The organism is Marinomonas sp. NPDC078689 (assembly GCF_044542435.1).
GTDB classification, from domain to species: domain Bacteria; phylum Pseudomonadota; class Gammaproteobacteria; order Pseudomonadales; family Marinomonadaceae; genus Marinomonas; species Marinomonas arenicola.
This window is the reverse complement of sequence record NZ_JBITUJ010000004.1, coordinates 102,826-122,389: the sequence shown is the minus strand read 5'-3', so window position 1 is coordinate 122,389 and position 19,564 is coordinate 102,826. Positions and strand designations below refer to the sequence as shown.

Genomic DNA, 19,564 nt, shown 5'->3' with positions numbered 1-19,564 from the left:
CTAGTCTTTGTAAGTCCTTGGATTAAGGTGATCTCGTAACCAATCACCGAGCATATTCATGACCAAAATGAGGATGATGAGGGTGACGCTTGGAATGACACAAATCCACCATGAGCCTGAGAACATATAGCTGAACCCCACCGAAATGAGCGCGCCTAATGATGGATCGTTCGCCGGCATGCCCAACCCTAAGAAAGAAAGCGCCGCCTCTGCCACAATGGCGTTGGAAATTTGTACTGTAAAAATCACCAGCACTGGGGTGAGCGTATTGGGCAGAATGTGTTTAAACATAATGCGTTTTGGACTAATGCCCATGATACGGGCGGCATCGACGTATTCTTTTTGTTTTTCGGCCAATACCGAGGCGCGAATGGTGCGCGCAAATAAAGGCCATTCGGCTAACCCAATCACCAAAATTAGCATCAGCATGGCGAGTTGTTGGTACATGGCCATACCAAAAAGTGCTTGGAAGATGGCTAAGAAAACAATCGCGACCATCATGGTGGAGAAGGACAATTGAATGTCGGCGGCGCGCATCAGAAAATTGTCGGTACGGCCACCAAGGTAACCAGAGATTAAGCCAATGCAAATGCCTAGCGTTGCCTGAATCAAGACGGCACACACGCCTATGGTTAGAGACAATCGGGTGCCGTATAAAATCACCGACAGCATGTCGCGGCCTTGGGCGTCGGTACCGAGCAAAAAGCGACTGTCACCACTGATCCAACGAGGCGCGATTTCAGCGTTTGCCAAATCCATGAAGTTGGGGTTGTTGATATTGTAGGGCGCAAGCAGAGGGGCAAAGATCGCGACAAAACAATAAAAGACAAAAATAGCCAGTGAGAGTGTGGCCAGTTTGTCGCCAATGAAACCTGTCCAGATGTGACTCCAGCGACTGTTTGGCGTAGGGGGGATAATGTCTTTCTTAAAATATTTCATAGGCCGTGGTTTGCCAGTTTTACAGTGGGGTTCACTAATCCATAGATCAAATCGACGAACGTATTGGTGATCACAAAAATACCGCCTACGACGATCAAATAAGCGGCAATGAGCGGCGTATCCACGCGACTGACGGCGTCCATAAAGAGAAAGCCCATGCCGGGCCATTGGAAAATAGATTCGGTCAAAATGGTGTAAGCGACGAGCGTCCCAGCCTGAATACCGCCAACGGTAATGACAGGCAGCATGGTGTTTTTTAGCGCGTGAATAAAGTAAATACGGCGCGTAGGTAAGCCTTTAGACCAGGCAAAACGAATGTAGTCCGATTGCAGCACTTCCATCATTTCGGCGCGGATTAAGCGTACGAAAATCGGCATTAAGGCGAAGGCGAGCGTGATGCTTGGCAAAATAAGATGGCGTAGTCCGTCTTTTGAAAACAACCCGCTGTCCCATAAGCCAAATACATTGGTGGTTTGACCGCGCCCAAAGCTGGGGGCTAGGTGTAGCTTGATAGAAAACACATAAACCAAAAATATGGCGACGATAAAAATGGGGATGGAAAGCCCCATGGTACTCAGTGCCACAACCAGTCTAGAGACAATGTTTCTGGGTTTAATGGCCGCCAAAATACCACAAGGCGTGGCAATGCCGATCACTATAATAATGGCGCAAAAAGCCAGTTCGACGGTGGCTGGGAGCTTTTTAAAAATGACATCCAACACGGGCTCTTTATAATAATAAGAGGTGCCTAGGTCGCCGTGAATGGCTTTTTTAGCAAAGCGCCAATATTGCACCACTATGCTGTCGTTGAGTCCTAACTCTTGTCTAAGTTGAGCGCGTTCTGTTGGAGACACCGTCATCGACATGTGTTGCTGGACAGGGTCGCCCAGTTTGTTCTGAATCGCAAAGCTGATTGCGCTGATGATGATCATCACAAAAATGGCTTGGACTAAACGGCGGAGAAGAAAAACAAGCATTAGTCCTGCGCCACTCCCTCAAAACAAAAGTGAGTCAAAAACGGTGCTTGGGCATAATATAGGTGGTTTTCGCGGAGACTATTTTTCATCAATGACAAGGTCTCCAAGGAAAGGGTAATTTTGATCATTCACAATGCTTTCGATGTGTAAGTTGTTTTTAGCGGCCCAGGTGTTGTACTGCCAATAGAGTGGCACAATCGCGGCATCATTATGCAGCTTGATTTCCACTTGCTGCATGATTCGAGCGCGCTTTTCTGGGTTCATTTCACGGTTTGCGAGTTTAATGTCTTCATTAATGCTTGGCGCGCAATATTCGCTGGCATTATAAGCGCCCAGGCCGGATTTGGCATCTTGGCAAGCAATAATAAATTCAAATAAGTTGTTGGAGTCTTCGGTGTCCGATTGCCAGCCTAGCATCATAATGTCGGCGGCCCTTTCATCATACTGCTGAAAATATTGGGCTTTGGGCAAAGTTTTTAGGTCGACTGTAATGTGTATGCGACCCAGCATGGCGGCGATGGCTTGGGCCACTTTGTCGTCGTTCATGTAGCGATTGTTGGGGGCCATCATGCTGACACGAAAGCCTTTTTCATATCCTGCCTGCTTCATTAGCTCAAGCGCTTTGGGCAAATTGTATTCGGGTTTTATGCTGTCTACATGGCCGAGGAACTTGCTTGCGCTGAGTTGGCCTGCGGGGATCGCGTAGCCGCGGAGTATTTTTTCGACGATAAGCTGTTGGTTGATGGCCAAGTTGATTGCGCGGCGAACTCTGACATCGCGAAATTCTGAGCGACGTTTCTCATTTAGGTGCAGTAACAGAATGCGCCCAGTTGGTAGGGTGATGATTTTTATGCCTTTGCTGTTTTTGGTGCGCTCGATGTCAATCGGAGACACCGGAAAAATAAAGTCTACATCGCCAGAAAGAAGGGCGGCCAATCGTGTAGAGTCTGTTTTGATGGGGGTAAGAATAATCTTATCAACATTGCCTTTTGATTTTGTATCCCAATAATCTTTATTACGAGTGAGCACCATGCGTACGCCGGGTTCGCGCTCTTGGACGATAAAAGGACCTGTGCCTGATACGCGCTGAGAGGCAAATGAATTACCAAATTTAATGATTTCATCGCGGCCTTGGTAAAACACCTTATCCATTGGAAAAACATAGGTCATGATGTTGAGTAACAAAGGGTTGGTGTTCGTGGAGCGAATGTCGACTGTGTATTTATTGATGACGACGACCGAGCTGATGGAGTCAAACATGGCGCGAAAGTCTGGAGAGCGTTTTAGTCGTCGAATGGTGTAAGCAACGTCTTCGGCAGTAAACACATTGCCGGTTTGAAAATGCACGTGTTTACGCAAGAAAAAGCGTGTGGTGGTGGGGGTGATTTGTTTCCAGTGGGTGGCTAAACGAGGTTCGATTTGCCCGTTTTGTTTCCAGCGTACTAATGGATCAAAGACCATGTGCGAAAACTGCAATGTGCCTTCAGATAATTGTTCATGGGGGTCGAGCGACACGGGATCGGCATCAAACGCCATTTTAAGTGTCACCGCCGAGACCGTCTGACACGTTAATAATGTGGTGATGGAAAGCAAAAAAGCACGAGCAAAAAAACGACAGTGATTGAGTTTTAGGTGATGTAGTGCGCTGATAAACATGCTTTTGTCTCTATTACAACCAACAAAAAAGAGCAAGAGATCATATAATCCTGCCTAGATAAATGGGTCAGGTTTATAAAAGTTGACCATTCGATTGGATACTATAATTACAAAATATTGCGTAAAAATATAGCAAGGATCTAAATCGGTCGTTTTTAATCAAAAACACTTTTTTTTACTGAATTTAAGGTCTGTACATGAATTACTTTGCACACCTGCATATTGCGTATGAAACCAATACCTCTTGGGCAGGTAATTTACTGGGTGATTTTCCTGTGGTGGTGAGTGAATTACCCGCCGATTTGCATTCCGGTTGGCAGTTGCACCAAAAAGTCGATGTGATGGTGGATGAACACGACGCCAGTGTGGCGTTTCGCTCTATGTCGCGAGCCGGTCGTCGGCGCTTTTCAGGCATAGTTCAAGATATTGTGATGGACTATTGGCTGATCCAAAATTGGTCGAGGTTCTCGCCGCTGCCGCTGGATACTTTTTGCCAAACGGCGGTGCAAGGGTTGCTGAGTGATGTAAACCGCTGTCCGGCTCGTTTGCAGAAAATGATTTATTCGTTGCAACAGCACAATTGGTTGGCGGAGTTGGGAACAAGGCAAGGGGTTGAAAATGCCCTGCATTCGATTATGCGCCGTTGGCGTCATGGGGCGCACTTACAGCCTTTTTTAGACGAATTGCCTACCGTGATACAACAGGGTGAAGCGGTCTTTTTAGCGCTCTACCCAGATCTTTTAAGCTTTGTTGATCAGGAAGTAAAAAAGGCCGAGGTGGTGGGCCACCTCGGCTAATTTGGACTAATGTCCGATCGAGAGATCACCCTCAGAAACAGCGAACCATGGTCAGGGTAGTATGGCTCAGTGTTGAGGACCTAGTGATTGTAGTTGAGTGCCAATTTAGCGTTGTGACGCAGGTCATGAAAAAGAGCGGCCGTGGTTTTTTAAGGCAACCTATTTTCAAATCTCGCAATGGTTTAGTTGGGCGCTAATTTATGATTCTTCATTGCGAAGTTGTGGTAGACTGCGCAACCGCAAAATACATGGCGATTAGAGAGGTAATTAGGGGTGAGCGTTCAGTGGTATCCAGGACACATGAACAAGGCGCGTCGAGAAATCGAAGAAGTGATGACACAGGTCGATATTGTCATCGAAGTATTGGATGCGCGCATTCCAGATTCTAGTCAGAACCCAATGTTGAATACATTGCGTGGCGTTGTGCCGGTTCTGCGCTTATTGAATAAAAAAGACTTAGCCGACCGTGATCGACTGGCGTTATGGCTGGATCATTGGCGTGGCAGTGAAACCGTGATGGCGCATCCTTTTTCTACTCAAGATAAAGCCGATGTGGCCAAAATCAGCCAATGGGTTAGCCAAATGGTGCCCCATAGAGGCACGGCAGAAAAACCGATTCGAGCGATGATTGCCGGTATTCCAAACGTCGGAAAATCCAGTTTAATGAACGCCTTGTTAGGTCGACGTGTGGCAAAAGTAGGCGATGAGCCTGCGGTGACAAAAGCCCAGCAAAAACTGAAAGTGACCAACGGATTTCAATTGTTGGACACACCAGGCATTTTGTGGCCAAAAATAGAAAACCCAGACGCCAGCTACCGTTTGGCGGTGACTGGCGCGGTGAGAGCCACGGCGATTAATTATGAAGACGTTGCTGTGGTGGGCTTGACGTTTTTTATCACCGATTACGCTGCAGCGTTACAAGCTCGCTACAAACTTAAAGAGCTGTCTACCGATCCTGTTGAAGTGCTGAAAGTGATTGGCTCGAAACGTGGTGCGTTACGCGCTGGTGGCAAGATTGATATGCACAAAGCCGCTGAAGTGTTCTTGAATGATGTTCGTACTGGCGCCATTGGTCCTTATGTTATGGAAACACCTGAGATGATTGCTCATGAAGAGCAGTTGGTCGAAGAAGCCAAAGCGAAAAAAGAAGCGGAAAGACAAGCCAGATTAGCGGCCGCGATTCCGCAGCGACAACAAGATAAAAATAGAAAATACCGTGACGAGCAGGCGAAACAAGCCCATGCTCAGTCGAATGATGAGAATAAGTGAGGTTCAAAGTCATGGATTATGAAATTGCCTTTGATCAGGAAGAAAGCCGCTATCGTATCTACGCTGATTATGAGTTCGCTGCTATTGCTGAGTGGGTTACCCAGTTTGTTATCGATAAAGAAAATATTCAGCGCGTCTTGTCAGCTGCACGATTGGCTGAATATGAAAAAGAAACGACGCAGTTTCAACATGGCCCGTTCGAAGTGATTATCAGCGAAGAGGGTGTGGTGGTTTCTCGTCAAGTGGACATGAGCGAGGCGGAAGAAGAAATTAAAGCCATGTTTGATTCGCAAGACAGTTTCTATCGACCATCTACCGACGGCATTAAAGCGGAATGTGGTCTAGAAGACCTGGTAGACATGGTTGAAAACTGGCATGAGGTGCTTCAATAGTTGTTCCTAGCGCTGGCTGGGTTTACACTAGCGCTAGATTTATTTTTTTACGTTTTTAGGGAGCCGATATGCTCGTCGAATTGGAAAAAGCCCGCAATCGAAATAATGTCGTTCGCATTTTTCGCGAAGAATTAGATGGTCCAGAAAGTTGGACTGATGGCTTTGTTGTGGACGCCAACGAAGAAATGGTTCTGCTCCAGTTAATTGATGACAGTGTGCACCTCAATGGTTACCAAATATTATTTTTGGAAGACATCAGCGATTTTGTGCATCCTGCCCCTTTTAACGATTTTCAAAAACGCGTACTTGCTCTTCGTGAAGAGCAGGTCGTTGATCCTGAAGTGGATTTAGAAGACCTTGCAGTATTGTTGATTGATATCAGCGAAGAATACGGCTTGGTGACATTGCACCGTGAAGAAGTTGAAGTAGACAGCTGTGAAATCGGTCGTGTTGTTCGTGCCGATGCTGTGACCTATGAGCTAGAAGAAATTGGTTCAGACGCGCGCTGGTTTGACGATACTTTTGAATATGACTTGTACGATATTACCCGCATCGAGTTTGGTGGGGCGTATGAAGAAGCCTTGATGTTGGCCAACGATGATATGGGTGATGATGCCTATGAATTGGCCGACGACTACGAAGAAGATGGTTTGCTTGTCGAAGAAGAGTAAGATTTCACGACAGAGTTAGAGAAACGCCCGTAATGGGCGTTTTTTTATGCCAAAAAAGCAATGGGCTTAATTGCTGCGTTGAATTGCCACATTCTCTTACCATTTCAAGGTAAAAATCATAGTAAAGAAATGGTAAATTCCCCTCCCACTACGCTATCTTATTAATATATCTAATCCCATCTAGGAAATTCTTATGCCAAGAGCATTGGTGGTTATTCTTTCAATACTGTTTGTAACGGGTTGTGCTGTGTTTGCTTCGCAGAACTTGGATCAAATGTACGGTGTTGAAAAAGTCTCTAATCGTGATGTCGATGTGTCTCAGAAAGACGCTGATTTTTATAATGAAAAAGTCCGTCCCATTTTGGATCATAGATGTGTCTCTTGTCATGCTTGTTACGATGCGCCTTGTCAGCTAAAGCTCACAGGCAAAGAAGGGATTGAGCGCGGCGGTTCGAAAGACCTTGTTTACGATGGCACGCGTTTATTAGCGGCAAAGCCTACACGACTGTACATTGATGCGCATTCCCCAGAGGAATGGCGTAAAAAAGGCTTTTACCCAGCGCTTAACGAGCGCGGACAAAGCCCAGCTGCAAACCTAAATGGCAGTTTGATTTATCAGGCCATTTCTTTGCGCAAGCAACAAGGCAACTTTAACCAGCCCGTATTATCCGATGATTACGATTTTTCTTTAGCCAGAAATCAGCAGTGCTCCACGATCGAAGAATACGGTGATTTCAAATTGAACTACCCGAAATGGGGGATGCCCTATGGGTTGCCGGCATTGAGTGCGGATGAGTTTGATATTTTATCTCAATGGTTAGCCAAAGGCGGCAAGATGCCAAAACAGGCACCCTTGTCCGATAAAATGCAAAAGTTAGTCGCCTTGTGGGAAAAGCGCTTTAATTCGTCGAATTTAAAAGGGCAATTAATTTCACGCTATATCTATGAGCACATTTATCTGTATAGCTTGTACCTTGGCAAAGGCAATGATCAGCCGTTTAGATTGGTGCGTTCGAAAACGCCGCCAGGACAACCGATTGAGCGTATTGCCACGCGTCGCCCATACGATCCGCCAGGTGTCGATCATGTCTACTATCGCTTGTGGCAAGACCCTGAAGTGATTGTTCAGAAAAACCATATTCCATTCCAGTTGGATGAAGCGGTTTACAAACGTTGGAATTCGTACTTCTACGCGACCGATTATAAGGTCACTAAAGACCCAGGTTATGACCGCGAAGTCGCCACCAACCCATTTAAAGCGTTTCAAGAGATTCCAGCGGATGCCCGTTACCGATTCTTATTGGATCACGCTCAAGACACCATTATGTCCTTTATTAAAGGGCCTGTGTGTCGTGGCCAAGTTGCGGTTAACGTCATCAATGAAAACTTTTGGGTGTATTTTGTTAACCCTGACTTAACCTATAACAAAGAAACATCGGATTTCTTAGAAAATCAGGTGCAGCATTTGGATATGCCGGCGGTCAGTTCAAGTAATGCCTTGCCGTTGAGTTCTTGGGTGCGTTTTTCTGAGCAGCAGAAATCGTATTTGTCCGCGAAAGCTAAGTTGATTGAGAAAGAGGTAAATGCGGGTGCGCCGATTAATTTGGACCTTATTTGGGATGGCTACGGTTATAACAAAAATGCCGCGCTGACCATTTTTAGGCATTTTGATAATGCGACCGTTGTGAAAGGGCTCGTCGGGCAAAAACCCAAAACAGCATGGCTAATTGATTACCCATTATTAGAGCGTATTCACTACTTGTTGGTGGCGGGCTTTGATGTGTATGGCAACGTGGGTCACCAATTAGACACTCGTCTTTATATGGACTTTTTGCGCATGGAAGGGGAAATGAACTTCTTGCTTCTTTTGCCAAAAGACCAGCGTGAGAAAGTTCGTCAGTATTGGTACCGTGACGCCAATCAAAGCATTAAAAACTACATTTTTAGTGACTACATCAAGGTGCCAGTACAATCGCAGATTCATTATAAGACAACCCATTATCAGTCTGAACTTTATGATCAGCTGCGCGAACATTTGTCGAAGGTGCTGGACCACAGTCGTGACTTGGAAACCAGTCGTTTAACCCGCAAAGAAATTGCCACCCTGAAGCACTTACAGACGCTCAAAGGGGAAGGCTTGCGTTATTTGCCTAATACCGCGTTGGTGTTGGTGACGAAAAATGGCGCACCAAAAGAAGTGATTAGTCTGATTCATAATAAAGCACACTCGAATATTTCAAGTTTGTTTGATGAAGCGGCGGCACGTTTGCCTAATGAAGACAGCGTAACGGTTGTTAAAGGGGTGTTAGGGGATTATCCGAATGCCTTTATGGAAGTGGATGAAGGCAAGTTGAAAGCCTTTACAGAAGAGATTGCTAATATGGCAACGGCAAAGGATTATTCGAACCTGATGGCGCATTTTGGCGTGCGCCGAACGGACCCTCGTTTTTGGTCTGTCAGTGATGCGGTTGATAAATACAATCGCGAAGCGAGACCAAGAGAAAGTGGTATTCTGGATTACAACCGTTTGGAAAACCGCTAGTACGAACGTTATTTATAGATATATCGAGATATCTCGAATCTTTTGCATTTGCTGCAAACTTTGAGCCTTGTCTATTGAGTAGATTACCCCAGATAATGGGGTATATTCTATTCAATGGACGAGCGCTATGATTCCACTTTCTATTCTTGACCTTTCGCCTATTACGGAAGGGAGCAGTATCTCTGATTCTTTTGCTCAAAGTCGGTTAATGGCTCAGCAGGCAGAGGCGAAGGAGTACAAGCGCTTCTGGTTGGCTGAACACCACGGCATGTCTAATGTGGCGAGTTCTTCGCCCGCTGTTTTATTGTCTCATCTCGGTGCGGCAACGAGCACCATTCGATTGGGTTCTGGCGGTGTTATGCTGCCGAATCACTCACCTTTGATTATTGCGGAGCAATTTGGCACCTTGGCGGAGCTGTACCCGAATCGTATTGATTTAGGTTTAGGGCGAGCACCGGGCACCGACATGCAAACCGCAAGAGCCTTGCGTCGTAATATGAACGCCGCGGTGGATCAATACCCTGATGATGTACAGGAATTGCAGCAGTTGCTGGGCAAGCCGACGAGCAATCAAAAAGTCATTGCGGTTCCTGGTCGCAATACCCAAGTGCCTATTTGGATGCTAGGGTCCAGTTTATACAGTGCGCAAGTTGCCGCTGAGTTTGGCTTGCCTTATTCGTTTGCTTCCCATTTTGCGCCCGATCAATTAATTCAAGCCTTAACCGTGTACCGTCGCCATTATCGACCAACAGAAGAAAACCCTGTGCCGCGAACAATGGCGGGTGTGATGGCTGTTGTTGCACAGACGGATGAAGAGGCCGCCTACCTATTTACTTCCGTCCAGCAGCAATTTATCAATTTGCGTCGGGGTAATAATGTGCCCTTTGCGAAGCCTGTAGAATCAATGGATGCGCTTTGGTCTGCTAGCGAGAAACACATGATTCATCATACGTTGCAGTATGCGTTTGTTGGCTCAAAAGCGTCGGTGAAGTTTAAGATGAAAAGCTTTGTCGAAAAGACAGGCATTGATGAGCTGATTGTCTCTTTTCCCATTTTTGATGCCCAGAAACGATTGCAGGCACTGGCTCTGATGGCGGAAGTGCGAGACGAATTGAGTGCTTAATAATAAGAGCCCCACATGTTAGGTTTTGGGGCTCTTATATTCGGCTTTACTTGTCGTTGTAAGGGGAAGGATCGCCCTTTACTGGCTGAGTTTTAAAGCGACGGTGAGACCAAAGGTATTGCTCTTTTTTGGTCGAAATAGCGTCTTCCATGAGCTTATTGATAATGGTGGCGTTGGTCACGTCGTCTTCGGTTGGGTAGTTTTCTACTTCGGTAAAGCGGTACGTGTAACCGTTTTCTGTGCGTCCGTAGTCCAACATCAAAACAGGTGCTTTCGTCATTTTAGCGATGCGGCCAATATGAGAAATGGTGGCGCATTCGCGACCAAAGAAAGGAGCGAAAACAGAGTGCTTGCGTCCGTAATCTTGGTCGACTGCGTACCAGACTGGCTTGTTTAACTTAAGGGATTTCAGTACTTCTCGCATGTCTGAGCGTTCGATGGTTTTGCTGTAGACTTTTTTGCGTTGATGCTCCATGACCCAGTTAAACACAGGATTATTTTGGCGTTTATAAATCGGGTGCAGGTCTAGGTGACTGGCAATAAGGGTGCCGCACAAATCCAATGGCGCAAAGTGGCCGCTGATCAGAATGCAGCCTTTGCCCGCTTCAAGGGCTTTATCAACCACGGCTTGTGAGTCGAAATCCACTCTAGGCATCAGTTTTGATGCTGGCTGATACCAGGCATCAAAGGTCTCTAGAAACCCTTTGCCAGCACTAATAAAGTGTTGGCGAGTGAGTGCTTTGCGCTCTTCTGGGGTCATATCTGGGTAGCAGATTTGCAAGTTAACGTCGCATATGTGGCGACGACGAGCGGCGGTTTTATGCAGTAATAAACCCAAGTATTTTCCCAGTGTCTGCTTGGCACGCCAAGGCAGAAAGCTGACCAGATAGGTGATGGACATGGCCAGCCAAGTTAGCCAGTATTTGGGTGCAAGTAGCTGCTTGAATGTTAATTCTGTCGTGCTTTTCTTAGCCACGATATCCCTCCAGTAAATCACGCCACTGAGCATCAGAGACGTTAAAATTTGTGTGTATTTGAGACTCTTTATCGAGTGAACGCTTTAGGCGGTTGATGTTGCCTTGAGTCCACTCGTCATGTATTTCGCGTTGATCGCATTTGTCAAAATCAATGATCCAAACTTTTTGCTGTTTGTCGATCATGATATTGTGACAGTTAAGATCACTATGATGTATGCCGTGTCGATGAAACTCTTGTATCACATGGCCTATGTTTTTCCAGTCTACTGAGTCGCTGTTGCCGGCTTTAAGTATGTCGAATAAGTCGGTAGCGTCTTCAATGGTTTGGGTTAATAAATGGGCGCGATAAAAGCCCCATTTTTTCCGATAGATACCCGCAATCGGCTGTGGTACTGGTAAGCCAAGCTCGACCATGGTTTCAAGCAAGCTTAGTTCTTGCCAAGGGCGCGTGTCGCTTGGTTTGGTAAATAAAAATGCGTCTTTATTAAATTTCGCGATCAATCCACCGCGTCGATAGCGACGCATGACGAAGTTTCCAAACTCGCTGTTAATAAACCACACTTCACCACGACCGTGTCCCGTGCCGATCAGGGCATTTTTCTTTTGCCAATAATCCGCTGAGAACCAGTCTGATTCAATAGGCAGAGACGCCTTGCTACACAAGAGTGTGGTGTTGGCGTCAATAATATGAGGATCCGGCATAGGGCTCGCTTAATCATTGTTCATTTATTGTGCCAGATAAATTTAGACACATTCAAAGCAGCCTATTCTATAATAATCGCCGATTTTAAACAGCACTTGAGGATAAGATGACACAAGAAAGCATTCAACGAATTGCCATAGTGCGATTGTCGGCGTTGGGCGATGTTTGCCACGCAATGTCTGTGGTAACTGCAATACAAGCGCGCTACCCCGATGCCCAAATCACCTGGATAACTGGGCCTGCTGAGGCGCAATTGGTTCGTTTGATGCCGAATATCGATGTGCGCATTTACCATAAAAAATCAGGGTTTAAGGGCTTGTTCGCCTTGGGTAAGTCGCTCAAAGGCGTCAACTTCGATATTTTGTTGCATATGCAGTGGTCATTGCGAGCGAGCTTATTAACCCGAGTATTGAGTGCGAAAAGACGCATTGGTTTTGCGAAGTCCCATTCTCGTGAAAAGCAGCATTGGTTTGTTAATGAATTAGCGCCAGAGCCCACAGGAAAGCATGTGTTGGATGCCTTGATGTCATTAGCGCGAGCGATTGATGTGCCGAACCAAGCACCGGCTTGGCGCTTGTCTATTCCTGAGAGTGGTCTGTCGTTGCCGGAACGTTTTGTGGTGGTGAACCCTTGTGGTTCAAAGGTAACCAAAGACTGGACCTTAGCTGGCTACCGACGTGTGATTGAGTCACTTTTGTCGAAAGGGCTTGCTGTGGTGGTGACCGGTGGGCCGAGTGAGCGTGAAATGGCTGTCTGTAATGCGGTGAGTGAAGGGCTTGATGTCTTGAATCTGGTGGGCAAAACGAGCATTGCGTCGCTGCTGGACGTGATTCAAAAAGCGGCCTTGATCATTAGCCCTGACACTGGGCCTGCGCACATGGCGACGATAGTGAATACACCGGTTATTGCGCTGTTTGCCTTATCGAATCCAAAGCGTACAGGACCGTATAATGACCAAGAGAATATTGTCAGTGTGTATCGTGAGCTGGTGGAAGAAGAGTCTGGGAAGTCGGTAGAAGCACTGCCTTGGGCAACCACGGTACATCGTGAAGACGCCATGGCTCAGTTACCCCAAGACGCGGTGATGGCAAAGGTAGATAGTGTGGTTCGTCAGCTGGGTTTGCTGGCTCCCTAGCGAGGTTTGTTTGTTCACTAGGGCAAGCGACAAGGATGACGTGATCCGTGATCAAGAATAAAGGGTTAAACGAGGCGCGCAAGTCGCTTTTAACCCTTTATTGATGAGTGTGTATTAAAGCAGTGCTTGTTCCGCTAGTTTTAAATCCAGAGTGGCTTTTAGCAGTCTATAAAGGTGAATCGACGCATCGATCTCTTCTTTTCGGTTGGTGAGACTTTCTATGTTCAAGCCGAGTGGCACGCCATCAGGCAGCGCCGTTTCCATAATCAATTCCAATGCGCTGCGACAGATTTTAATAGATTCATCCAATGGGGTTTCTGAACCTAGAATGCGATTTTTGGTCGCAACAGGCACCGAGATGCCCAACCACTCCATAAATTCCAATGTTTTGGCGCTACCGCAAGGTGTGAATGTCAAGATCACTCGTTTTGGCGCTACGCCTTGTGCTTTGCAAGTCTGTGCATATTGACTGATTAAGTCAGCGGTCGCTTGAGGGTTATACACCGCTTGGGAGATGAAGAATTCACAGCCCGCTTCTGATTTGTTGATTAAGCGTAGATGCTCGTCTTTTTTCTTGGCGTGACGTTCTGCAATCGTGACGCCACCAAGATTGAAATCAAGAGGCATCTTGCCAAGAGTAGCGTAGGCTTCAGACAGTGGCAGTTTGATGTCGCCTTCAGAAGAGGGGGAGCCAACCAAAACGATGTCTTTGATATCGAAGTCATCCCACGCTTCTTGTAACCACTGGGTGAATTCTTCTGTGGAACGTGAAGACACGGATTTGTAAGTGATCACTGGCTTGTTGGACGCGTCTTTTAGGCGTTTTGACCAAGCGCGAGGGTCGTGTGTTTCCATAAAAGGAAAAGGACGTGGTTTATCAATACGGCTACTTTCATCTTGAATGTCATAAACGATAAGGCCATCCACTTCAATATTATCAAGGCGTTGCAATAATTTTTGGCTGATAAGGTCAAGTTGCTCGTCTTCAATGGATGAGCGTGGTGGTGTGGTGCCGATGAAGTAAACGCCGCGGCTTGGGTCGGCAAACTTGGTTGCTAATTCCGATTTCATGATGACAGGCTCTAAGTAGATGAAACGCACGTCTTATTGCGAAGTGTTTCGTTGTTCTTTAATGTTGTGTATATCCTAACAGTGAATTGCTTTCAGGATCACCTGTTTGATCTTGAATAAAACTAAAGATGAGGTGAGTTAGTTTGATCCACTGACCTTATAACGAAACAAGAGGTTCCTATGCTTGATTTAAATGCGCTTGAAAAGGATAAGAAATCTGGCTTGCCGCCAGTGCATACATGGCATCCTGAGTTCTGTGGCGACATGGATCTGGTAGTAAAAGCGAATGGTGACTGGATTCACGACGGTGATAAAATAAAGCGCCCTAAGATGGTGACCTTGTTTTCGCATATTTTATGGTATGAAAACGGCGAGTATTTTTTGGTGACGCCGGTGGAAAAAGTGCGCATACAGGTAGAGGATGCGCCTTTTTTGGTGACCAAGTGGCGTTACATTGATACCGATAAAGGTCAAGCCATTGAATTCACTACATTAACCGATGATGTGGTTGTGTTAGGGGAGGATTGCGAGCTTTGGTTGGCGGGCGAAGAGCACGCTGAACGACCTTATATTTCCATGCGTTATGGCATGAAGGCGATGCTTCACCGAAATGTTTTTTATCAGCTTGTTGAAGAGCTGGTCGCGGTCTCTACGCCGCAAGGGAATGGGATGGGCTTGATGAGTGCAGGGCAGGCGTATTTATTAATCCCAGATGAGTGAAATCCTCGTGTGTGCGCTTGCTAGGCTGGGGTATAATAGTCCGTATTCATCACGGCCGTTAGGTTGTGTTTTCGTTTTTAGAAAGGGGTAGGTTACTTGTTGTTCAAAGATTTTGGTTTTGATAATCGTATTTTAAAATCCATCGACCATTTGGGGTTTGAGGAGGCGACGGAAATTCAGTCGCGTGCTATTCCTGAAGCCCTGGCTGGGCGAGATTTATTGGCGTCGTCTAAAACCGGATCAGGAAAAACACTGGCCTACCTTTTGCCTGCTTTGCATCGCGTTTATAAAACCCGTGCATTGTCTAAGCGCGACCCGCGTGTTGTGGTGTTGGTGCCGACTCGAGAGTTGGCTAAACAGGTTTATGGTCAGCTGCGCTTGTTGTTAGCGGGCAGTCGTTATACTTCTATCTTGATTCAAGGGGGGGAGAACTTTAACGATCAGCATAAACAGTTGCAAAAAGACCCTCACTTCATCGTTGCAACACCTGGACGTCTGGTGGATCACTTAAAACAGCGTCATGTGTTTTTGGAAGGATTGGAATTGTTGATTCTTGATGAAGCCGATCGCATGTTGGATCTGGGGTTTGCGGAAGCAGTGCGTTCTATTAATTCGGCGGCCAGCCATCGTTTAAGACAAACGCTGTTCTTCTCTGCGACCTTGGACAACACAGACGTCAGTGAAATCGCCAGCGAATTGCTAAAAGAGCCTTCTCGAGTCGCCATTGGTCAAGGCTATGATGAGCACAAAGACATCGAGCAGCATGTTTATCTGTGTGATCATCTGGATCATAAACAAGACATTCTAAAACAACTTATCACCGGTCAAACCATCAAGCAGGCGATTGTCTTTACGGCAACCAAAAGTGATACCGCTCGCTTGGCTGAGATGATTGAAGGGTGGGGGCTGACGACTCAAGCGCTGAATGGAAATCTGTCCCAAGCCGCACGGAATAAGGTCATGGAGAGTTTTGCGAAAGGGCAATTCACTGTGTTGGTCAGTACCGATATCGCGTCGAGAGGCTTGGATATTGCCAGCGTTAGTCATGTCTTTAACTTTGACTTACCAAAGCAAGCCGAAGAGTTTGTGCACCGTACAGGTCGTACTGGGCGCGCTGGCTTCAAAGGGGATGCTTACTCATTAGTAGGCCCTAAAGATTGGCACAATTTTAAAGCCATTGAAGCCTTTTTGCAGCGCAAATTTGACAGCGACGTCATCGAAGGTTTGGAGCCGAAGTTCAAAGGTTTGGCGCCTGCGAAACCCGCTCGTAAATTCGACAAAACGCCGGTGGCGACTAAAGCGCGTAAGGCCACTAAAAAAGCGCCGCGTAAAGCCGCAGGGCAAGAGCGTTTCCATGATAACAAGCAAGACGGTTTTGAAGCCTTTAAACTTCCGCCAAAGCGTTTTCCAACGCCAACAGACACAGGCGATGAAGACGCCTAGTCTCGCCTCGTTGAGCGATCTAATGGTTTTATAACATTGTGCGTGATTTAGCGTTTTATTGTTTGACAGTTGAGCCTAAATCACGCTATTGATTAGTTTTCCTCTTTTATTGGAGATGGGCCTATTAATCGTTTACCGCCATTAAACTCATTGAAGTGCTTTGAGTCTGCTGCCCGTCATGGCAGCTTTAACAAAGCCGCTCAAGAGTTGTCTGTGACACCTTCAGCGATTAGCCACCAAATTAAGGGCTTAGAAGGCTTTCTTGGGATCGAGCTGTTTCGAAGAACGAAGCGCAAAGTGATTCTAACCGAAGCTGGAGAATCCTATTTAAAACCCATTAAACATATTTTTGAGCAGTTGGAATTTGCGACCGCTGAGCTGAAAAGCAAACAGAAAATAGGCTCGCTTAAGTTGGCGGTTGCGCCGGCGTTCCTTACTCGCTGGCTTATGCCACGAATGGAACGTTTTCAAGAGCGCTACCCTGATATCCAGATAGAGATTAGCTCATCGACCGGCTTAATCGATTTCTCGGCTGGCGACATTGATATGGCGGTGTATTTTGGTAATGGCGACTGGGCGGATGTGGAAGCCTACTATTTATCCCCCGCTAAGTTGTTCCCTGTGTGCAACCCTAAGTTAATTCGACCAGATCAGCCTCTTAATGAGCCGTCAGATATGCGCTTTTATCCCTTGTTGCACGTCACCAAGCGTAAGGATGAATGGCATGATTGGTTGCAGCAAAATGGCTTAGACCCGAAAGTATTTCGTCGAGGCCTGATGTTTTCAAGTGGCTCGTTAACAGCGGGAGCCGCGGCTCAAGGCTTGGGTATTTCGCTTTCTAATGTGGATTTGGTCAGACCAGAAATAGAAGCAGGGACCTTGAAGGTCTTGTTTGATCAGCATTTGGTGAGTACTCGTTCTTTTTACTTGGTGTATGAAAAACGCAGTACAGTGACACCAGCAATGTCGGCTTTTAAAGAGTGGATTATTGAAGAAATGGTTGGGGATTAGTATAGTCATTGGGCAACGACAAAGCTGAAAGGAAACTGGCTTTGACCCAAAATTCGTTTTTAATATGAAAGGCTTGCGTATATTTATGAGTACCGAATTAAAAGTTAATAGTTATTTTAATGATAGTGTTAAGTCCATCGCTCTAGAAAACCAAGAAGGGGTTTCTACCGTTGGTGTGATGTCTGTTGGTGACTACGAATTTGGTACCAGCCAGCGTGAATACATGACCGTTGTTTCTGGTCGTTTAACCGTGAAATTGCCAGGCGAAGCGACTTGGAAAACTTTTTCAAAAGGCGAGACTTTTATTGTTGAGGCGAACTTATCTTTTTCTGTAAAAGTGGAAGAGACGACCGCGTATCTTTGTCGCTACGAATAAGTAGATCAGCTCACGAATACCGATAAAAAAAGGCTTCCAATTGGAAGCCTTTTTTTATGTCTTATTAACGCTAAGCTTGTTAGCCGCCAACAACGTTGACCAATAAGGTGACTTTGTCGCCAGGCTGAACGTATTTTTGTCCGCCAACAATCGGGTTCCATTTGCGGATATCATTCAATGAGACGCGAAATTTATTCGCTACCATGGCAAGTGAATCCCCTGAGCGAATGGTGTAGACCACTTTTTTCATCACGCTGCGGTTGCTGTTATTTTCTTTGGGTTCTAGCCAGATCACCAGTTTTTTACCTAGGTGAAGAGGATCTGCAAGTCCCATGTTGTTCCAGCGCGCGAGTGTTTTTGTGCTGGTGTCGTATTTGTTGGCAATCAACCAAAGGCTGTCACCGGCTTTGACTGTGTAGTTGATCTTGATTCGATTGCGACCCGGTGCGCGTGATTGTTTGGCTAATAAGCGCTGGTGAGAGCTTAATGTGTAGCTTTCAATTTTGTTGCCAGCGACCGGAATCATCAGCTCTTGACCAACGCGAATCATGGTAGAAGACATTTTATTCACTTCTTCTAACACACTCACTGTGGTGTTGTGATGTTTGGCTACTAACAATAGATTGTCGCCCGCTTTGACTGAATAACGTACCCAGGTAACGCGTTCGTTAGCTGGGATCTCGGCGAGTTTTTTGCGAAACAAACCGGCTTTTTTAACGGGGATCAATAAACGATGTGGGCCGTCAGGCGCGGTTGCCCATTGGTTGAAGCCCGGGTTTAGCAAGTAGACTTCATCGATGCTGATGTCTGCCATGTCAGCGGCTTGGGCAAGGTCGAGCTGGCCACCAATGTTGACGCTTTCAAAATACGGTTTGTTGGCAATAAAGTGCGTTTTGTAATGGTACTTTTGCGGGTCTTTGATGATTTTTGCCAGCGCAATCAATTTCGGCACATAGGCGCGAGTTTCATTGGGCAGGTCAAGTGACCAGAAATCTGTCGGTTTGCCGGCGCGTTTGTTTTTTCTAATGGCTCTTAATACTGTGCCTTCGCCTGAGTTGTAAGCGGCCAATGCTTGCAGCCAGTTGCCATCAAACATCTTATGTAGACGAGTGAGGTAAGCGATAGCCGCTTGGGTTGAGCCAACAATGTCGCGGCGACCGTCGTACCACCAGTTTTGTTCTAAGCCATACATTTGGCCAGTGGATGGGATGAACTGCCAAGGGCCGGAAGCACGGCCATGGCTGTAGCCGAATGGATCAAAGCCGCTTTCTACAATCGGGAGTAGCGCTATTTCAGAAGGAATGCCGGCTTTTTCTAATTCGCTAACAATGTAGTAAAGATAGCGCTGGCCACGGACAGAAACGCGGTCAAGGTAGTTTAAATGTGAGCTATACCAACGCAGCTGGGAAGATAAGCGAGGTTTGTTAATATCAAGGTTAAGTTTGAAACCTTGACGCATTCTCACCCACAAGTCTTTCGGTGGTTGTGGCGCGCTCGAAACGGCATTGTCGGTTGCGTTGTCTTCTGCTGTTGCGTCTCCATCATCTGGCGAAACAGGAGGAACGGTATCAATAAAGCCGGTTTGTTGCACATCGGCTTCGACCGCATCAGAATCCGTTTCTAGATCTGCTTGGCTGTTTTCGTTCTGGACATTGGATGCTGTTTGGCAGCCGCTGAGTACTAGGCTTATAAACAAAACCCAAAGAAAATGCTTGGTCATGGAGCTCACAATATAAATTTAAAGTCGGGACATTCTAAAGGT

General features: G+C 46.4%; 18 protein-coding genes. 11 read left to right on the top strand and 7 right to left on the bottom strand.

All coding sequences use genetic code 11. The annotated features are described in order from the left end of the window. The 3 genes from ACIGBN_RS08990 to ACIGBN_RS08980 all read right to left on the bottom strand — a co-directional run bounded on the left by ACIGBN_RS08990 (window position 1) and on the right by ACIGBN_RS08980 (window position 3,572). Window positions 1-939, bottom strand: a complete 939-nt coding sequence (locus ACIGBN_RS08990) for an ABC transporter permease (RefSeq protein ID WP_133001365.1) — start codon at window positions 937-939, stop codon at window positions 1-3. Continuing rightward, window positions 936-1,916, bottom strand: a complete 981-nt coding sequence (locus tag ACIGBN_RS08985) for an ABC transporter permease (RefSeq protein WP_133001364.1) — start codon at window positions 1,914-1,916, stop codon at window positions 936-938. Before ACIGBN_RS08985 ends, ACIGBN_RS08990 begins: the two co-directional genes overlap by 4 nt. A gap of 78 nt (window positions 1,917-1,994) precedes the next feature. Continuing rightward, the gene (locus ACIGBN_RS08980; RefSeq protein WP_396664933.1) at window positions 1,995-3,572 is read right to left on the bottom strand and encodes an ABC transporter substrate-binding protein; all 1,578 of its coding nucleotides are present in this window, start codon (window positions 3,570-3,572) and stop codon (window positions 1,995-1,997) included. A gap of 197 nt (window positions 3,573-3,769) precedes the next feature. Here ACIGBN_RS08980 and ACIGBN_RS08975 point away from each other — a divergent pair, with 197 nt between their 5' ends. From ACIGBN_RS08975 to ACIGBN_RS08950, 6 genes are all read left to right on the top strand, one after another. Further along, window positions 3,770-4,369 carry an ACP phosphodiesterase gene (locus ACIGBN_RS08975; protein WP_133001362.1) on the top strand — a complete coding sequence of 200 codons (600 nt, stop codon included), beginning with the start codon at window positions 3,770-3,772 and terminating at the stop codon, window positions 4,367-4,369. A 273-nt stretch (window positions 4,370-4,642) separates the two neighbouring features. Next, the gene (ylqF, locus tag ACIGBN_RS08970; protein ID WP_396664931.1) at window positions 4,643-5,638 is read left to right on the top strand and encodes a ribosome biogenesis GTPase YlqF; all 996 of its coding nucleotides are present in this window, start codon (window positions 4,643-4,645) and stop codon (window positions 5,636-5,638) included. An 11-nt stretch (window positions 5,639-5,649) separates the two neighbouring features. Further along, window positions 5,650-6,030: a YacL family protein gene (locus tag ACIGBN_RS08965; RefSeq protein ID WP_133001360.1), complete on the top strand. Its 381-nt coding sequence runs from the start codon at window positions 5,650-5,652 to the stop codon at window positions 6,028-6,030. 68 nt (window positions 6,031-6,098) lie between these two features. Further along, entirely contained in the window at window positions 6,099-6,701 is a 603-nt protein-coding gene (locus ACIGBN_RS08960; protein WP_133001359.1) for a hypothetical protein, read from the top strand. Between the two features lie 193 nt (window positions 6,702-6,894). Next, window positions 6,895-9,243: a fatty acid cis/trans isomerase gene (locus tag ACIGBN_RS08955; RefSeq protein WP_133001358.1), complete on the top strand. Its 2,349-nt coding sequence runs from the start codon at window positions 6,895-6,897 to the stop codon at window positions 9,241-9,243. A 127-nt stretch (window positions 9,244-9,370) separates the two neighbouring features. Continuing rightward, window positions 9,371-10,366, top strand: coding sequence for an LLM class flavin-dependent oxidoreductase (locus ACIGBN_RS08950; protein WP_396664928.1), 996 nt, complete (start codon window positions 9,371-9,373; stop codon window positions 10,364-10,366). A 46-nt stretch (window positions 10,367-10,412) separates the two neighbouring features. Here the strand turns inward: ACIGBN_RS08950 and ACIGBN_RS08945 are convergent, their stop codons facing one another. Together ACIGBN_RS08945 and ACIGBN_RS08940 are read right to left on the bottom strand one after the other, a co-directional pair. Further along, window positions 10,413-11,342 (bottom strand): lysophospholipid acyltransferase family protein, encoded by a 930-nt coding sequence (locus tag ACIGBN_RS08945; protein WP_133001356.1) that lies wholly within the window; start codon window positions 11,340-11,342, stop codon window positions 10,413-10,415. Continuing rightward, a complete protein-coding gene (locus ACIGBN_RS08940) occupies window positions 11,335-12,045 on the bottom strand; it encodes a 3-deoxy-D-manno-octulosonic acid kinase (protein WP_396664926.1) in 711 nt (236 codons plus the stop codon). Before ACIGBN_RS08940 ends, ACIGBN_RS08945 begins: the two co-directional genes overlap by 8 nt. Window positions 12,046-12,152: 107 nt before the next feature. On the opposite strand from ACIGBN_RS08940, the gene ACIGBN_RS08935 reads away from it, so the two are divergent. Continuing rightward, window positions 12,153-13,181, top strand: coding sequence for a glycosyltransferase family 9 protein (locus ACIGBN_RS08935; protein ID WP_133001354.1), 1,029 nt, complete (start codon window positions 12,153-12,155; stop codon window positions 13,179-13,181). 114 nt (window positions 13,182-13,295) lie between these two features. On the opposite strand, the gene ACIGBN_RS08930 is transcribed toward ACIGBN_RS08935, so the two are convergent. Then, window positions 13,296-14,252, bottom strand: coding sequence for a methylenetetrahydrofolate reductase (locus ACIGBN_RS08930; RefSeq protein WP_133001353.1), 957 nt, complete (start codon window positions 14,250-14,252; stop codon window positions 13,296-13,298). Between the two features lie 180 nt (window positions 14,253-14,432). Here ACIGBN_RS08930 and ACIGBN_RS08925 point away from each other — a divergent pair, with 180 nt between their 5' ends. The 4 genes from ACIGBN_RS08925 to ACIGBN_RS08910 all read left to right on the top strand — a co-directional run bounded on the left by ACIGBN_RS08925 (window position 14,433) and on the right by ACIGBN_RS08910 (window position 17,802). After that, window positions 14,433-14,972 (top strand): DUF1285 domain-containing protein, encoded by a 540-nt coding sequence (locus ACIGBN_RS08925; protein ID WP_341562928.1) that lies wholly within the window; start codon window positions 14,433-14,435, stop codon window positions 14,970-14,972. Window positions 14,973-15,068: 96 nt separating this feature from the next. Continuing rightward, the gene (locus ACIGBN_RS08920; RefSeq protein ID WP_396664924.1) at window positions 15,069-16,415 is read left to right on the top strand and encodes a DEAD/DEAH box helicase; all 1,347 of its coding nucleotides are present in this window, start codon (window positions 15,069-15,071) and stop codon (window positions 16,413-16,415) included. Window positions 16,416-16,523: 108 nt separating this feature from the next. Continuing rightward, window positions 16,524-17,426 carry a transcriptional regulator GcvA gene (gene gcvA / locus ACIGBN_RS08915; protein ID WP_279433431.1) on the top strand — a complete coding sequence of 301 codons (903 nt, stop codon included), beginning with the start codon at window positions 16,524-16,526 and terminating at the stop codon, window positions 17,424-17,426. Window positions 17,427-17,511: 85 nt separating this feature from the next. Beyond that, window positions 17,512-17,802, top strand: a complete 291-nt coding sequence (locus ACIGBN_RS08910; protein ID WP_133001349.1) for a pyrimidine/purine nucleoside phosphorylase — start codon at window positions 17,512-17,514, stop codon at window positions 17,800-17,802. 79 nt (window positions 17,803-17,881) lie between these two features. Here the strand turns inward: ACIGBN_RS08910 and ACIGBN_RS08905 are convergent, their stop codons facing one another. Next, the gene (locus tag ACIGBN_RS08905; RefSeq protein ID WP_133001348.1) at window positions 17,882-19,522 is read right to left on the bottom strand and encodes a LysM peptidoglycan-binding domain-containing protein; all 1,641 of its coding nucleotides are present in this window, start codon (window positions 19,520-19,522) and stop codon (window positions 17,882-17,884) included. Window positions 19,523-19,564 lie beyond the last annotated feature (42 nt).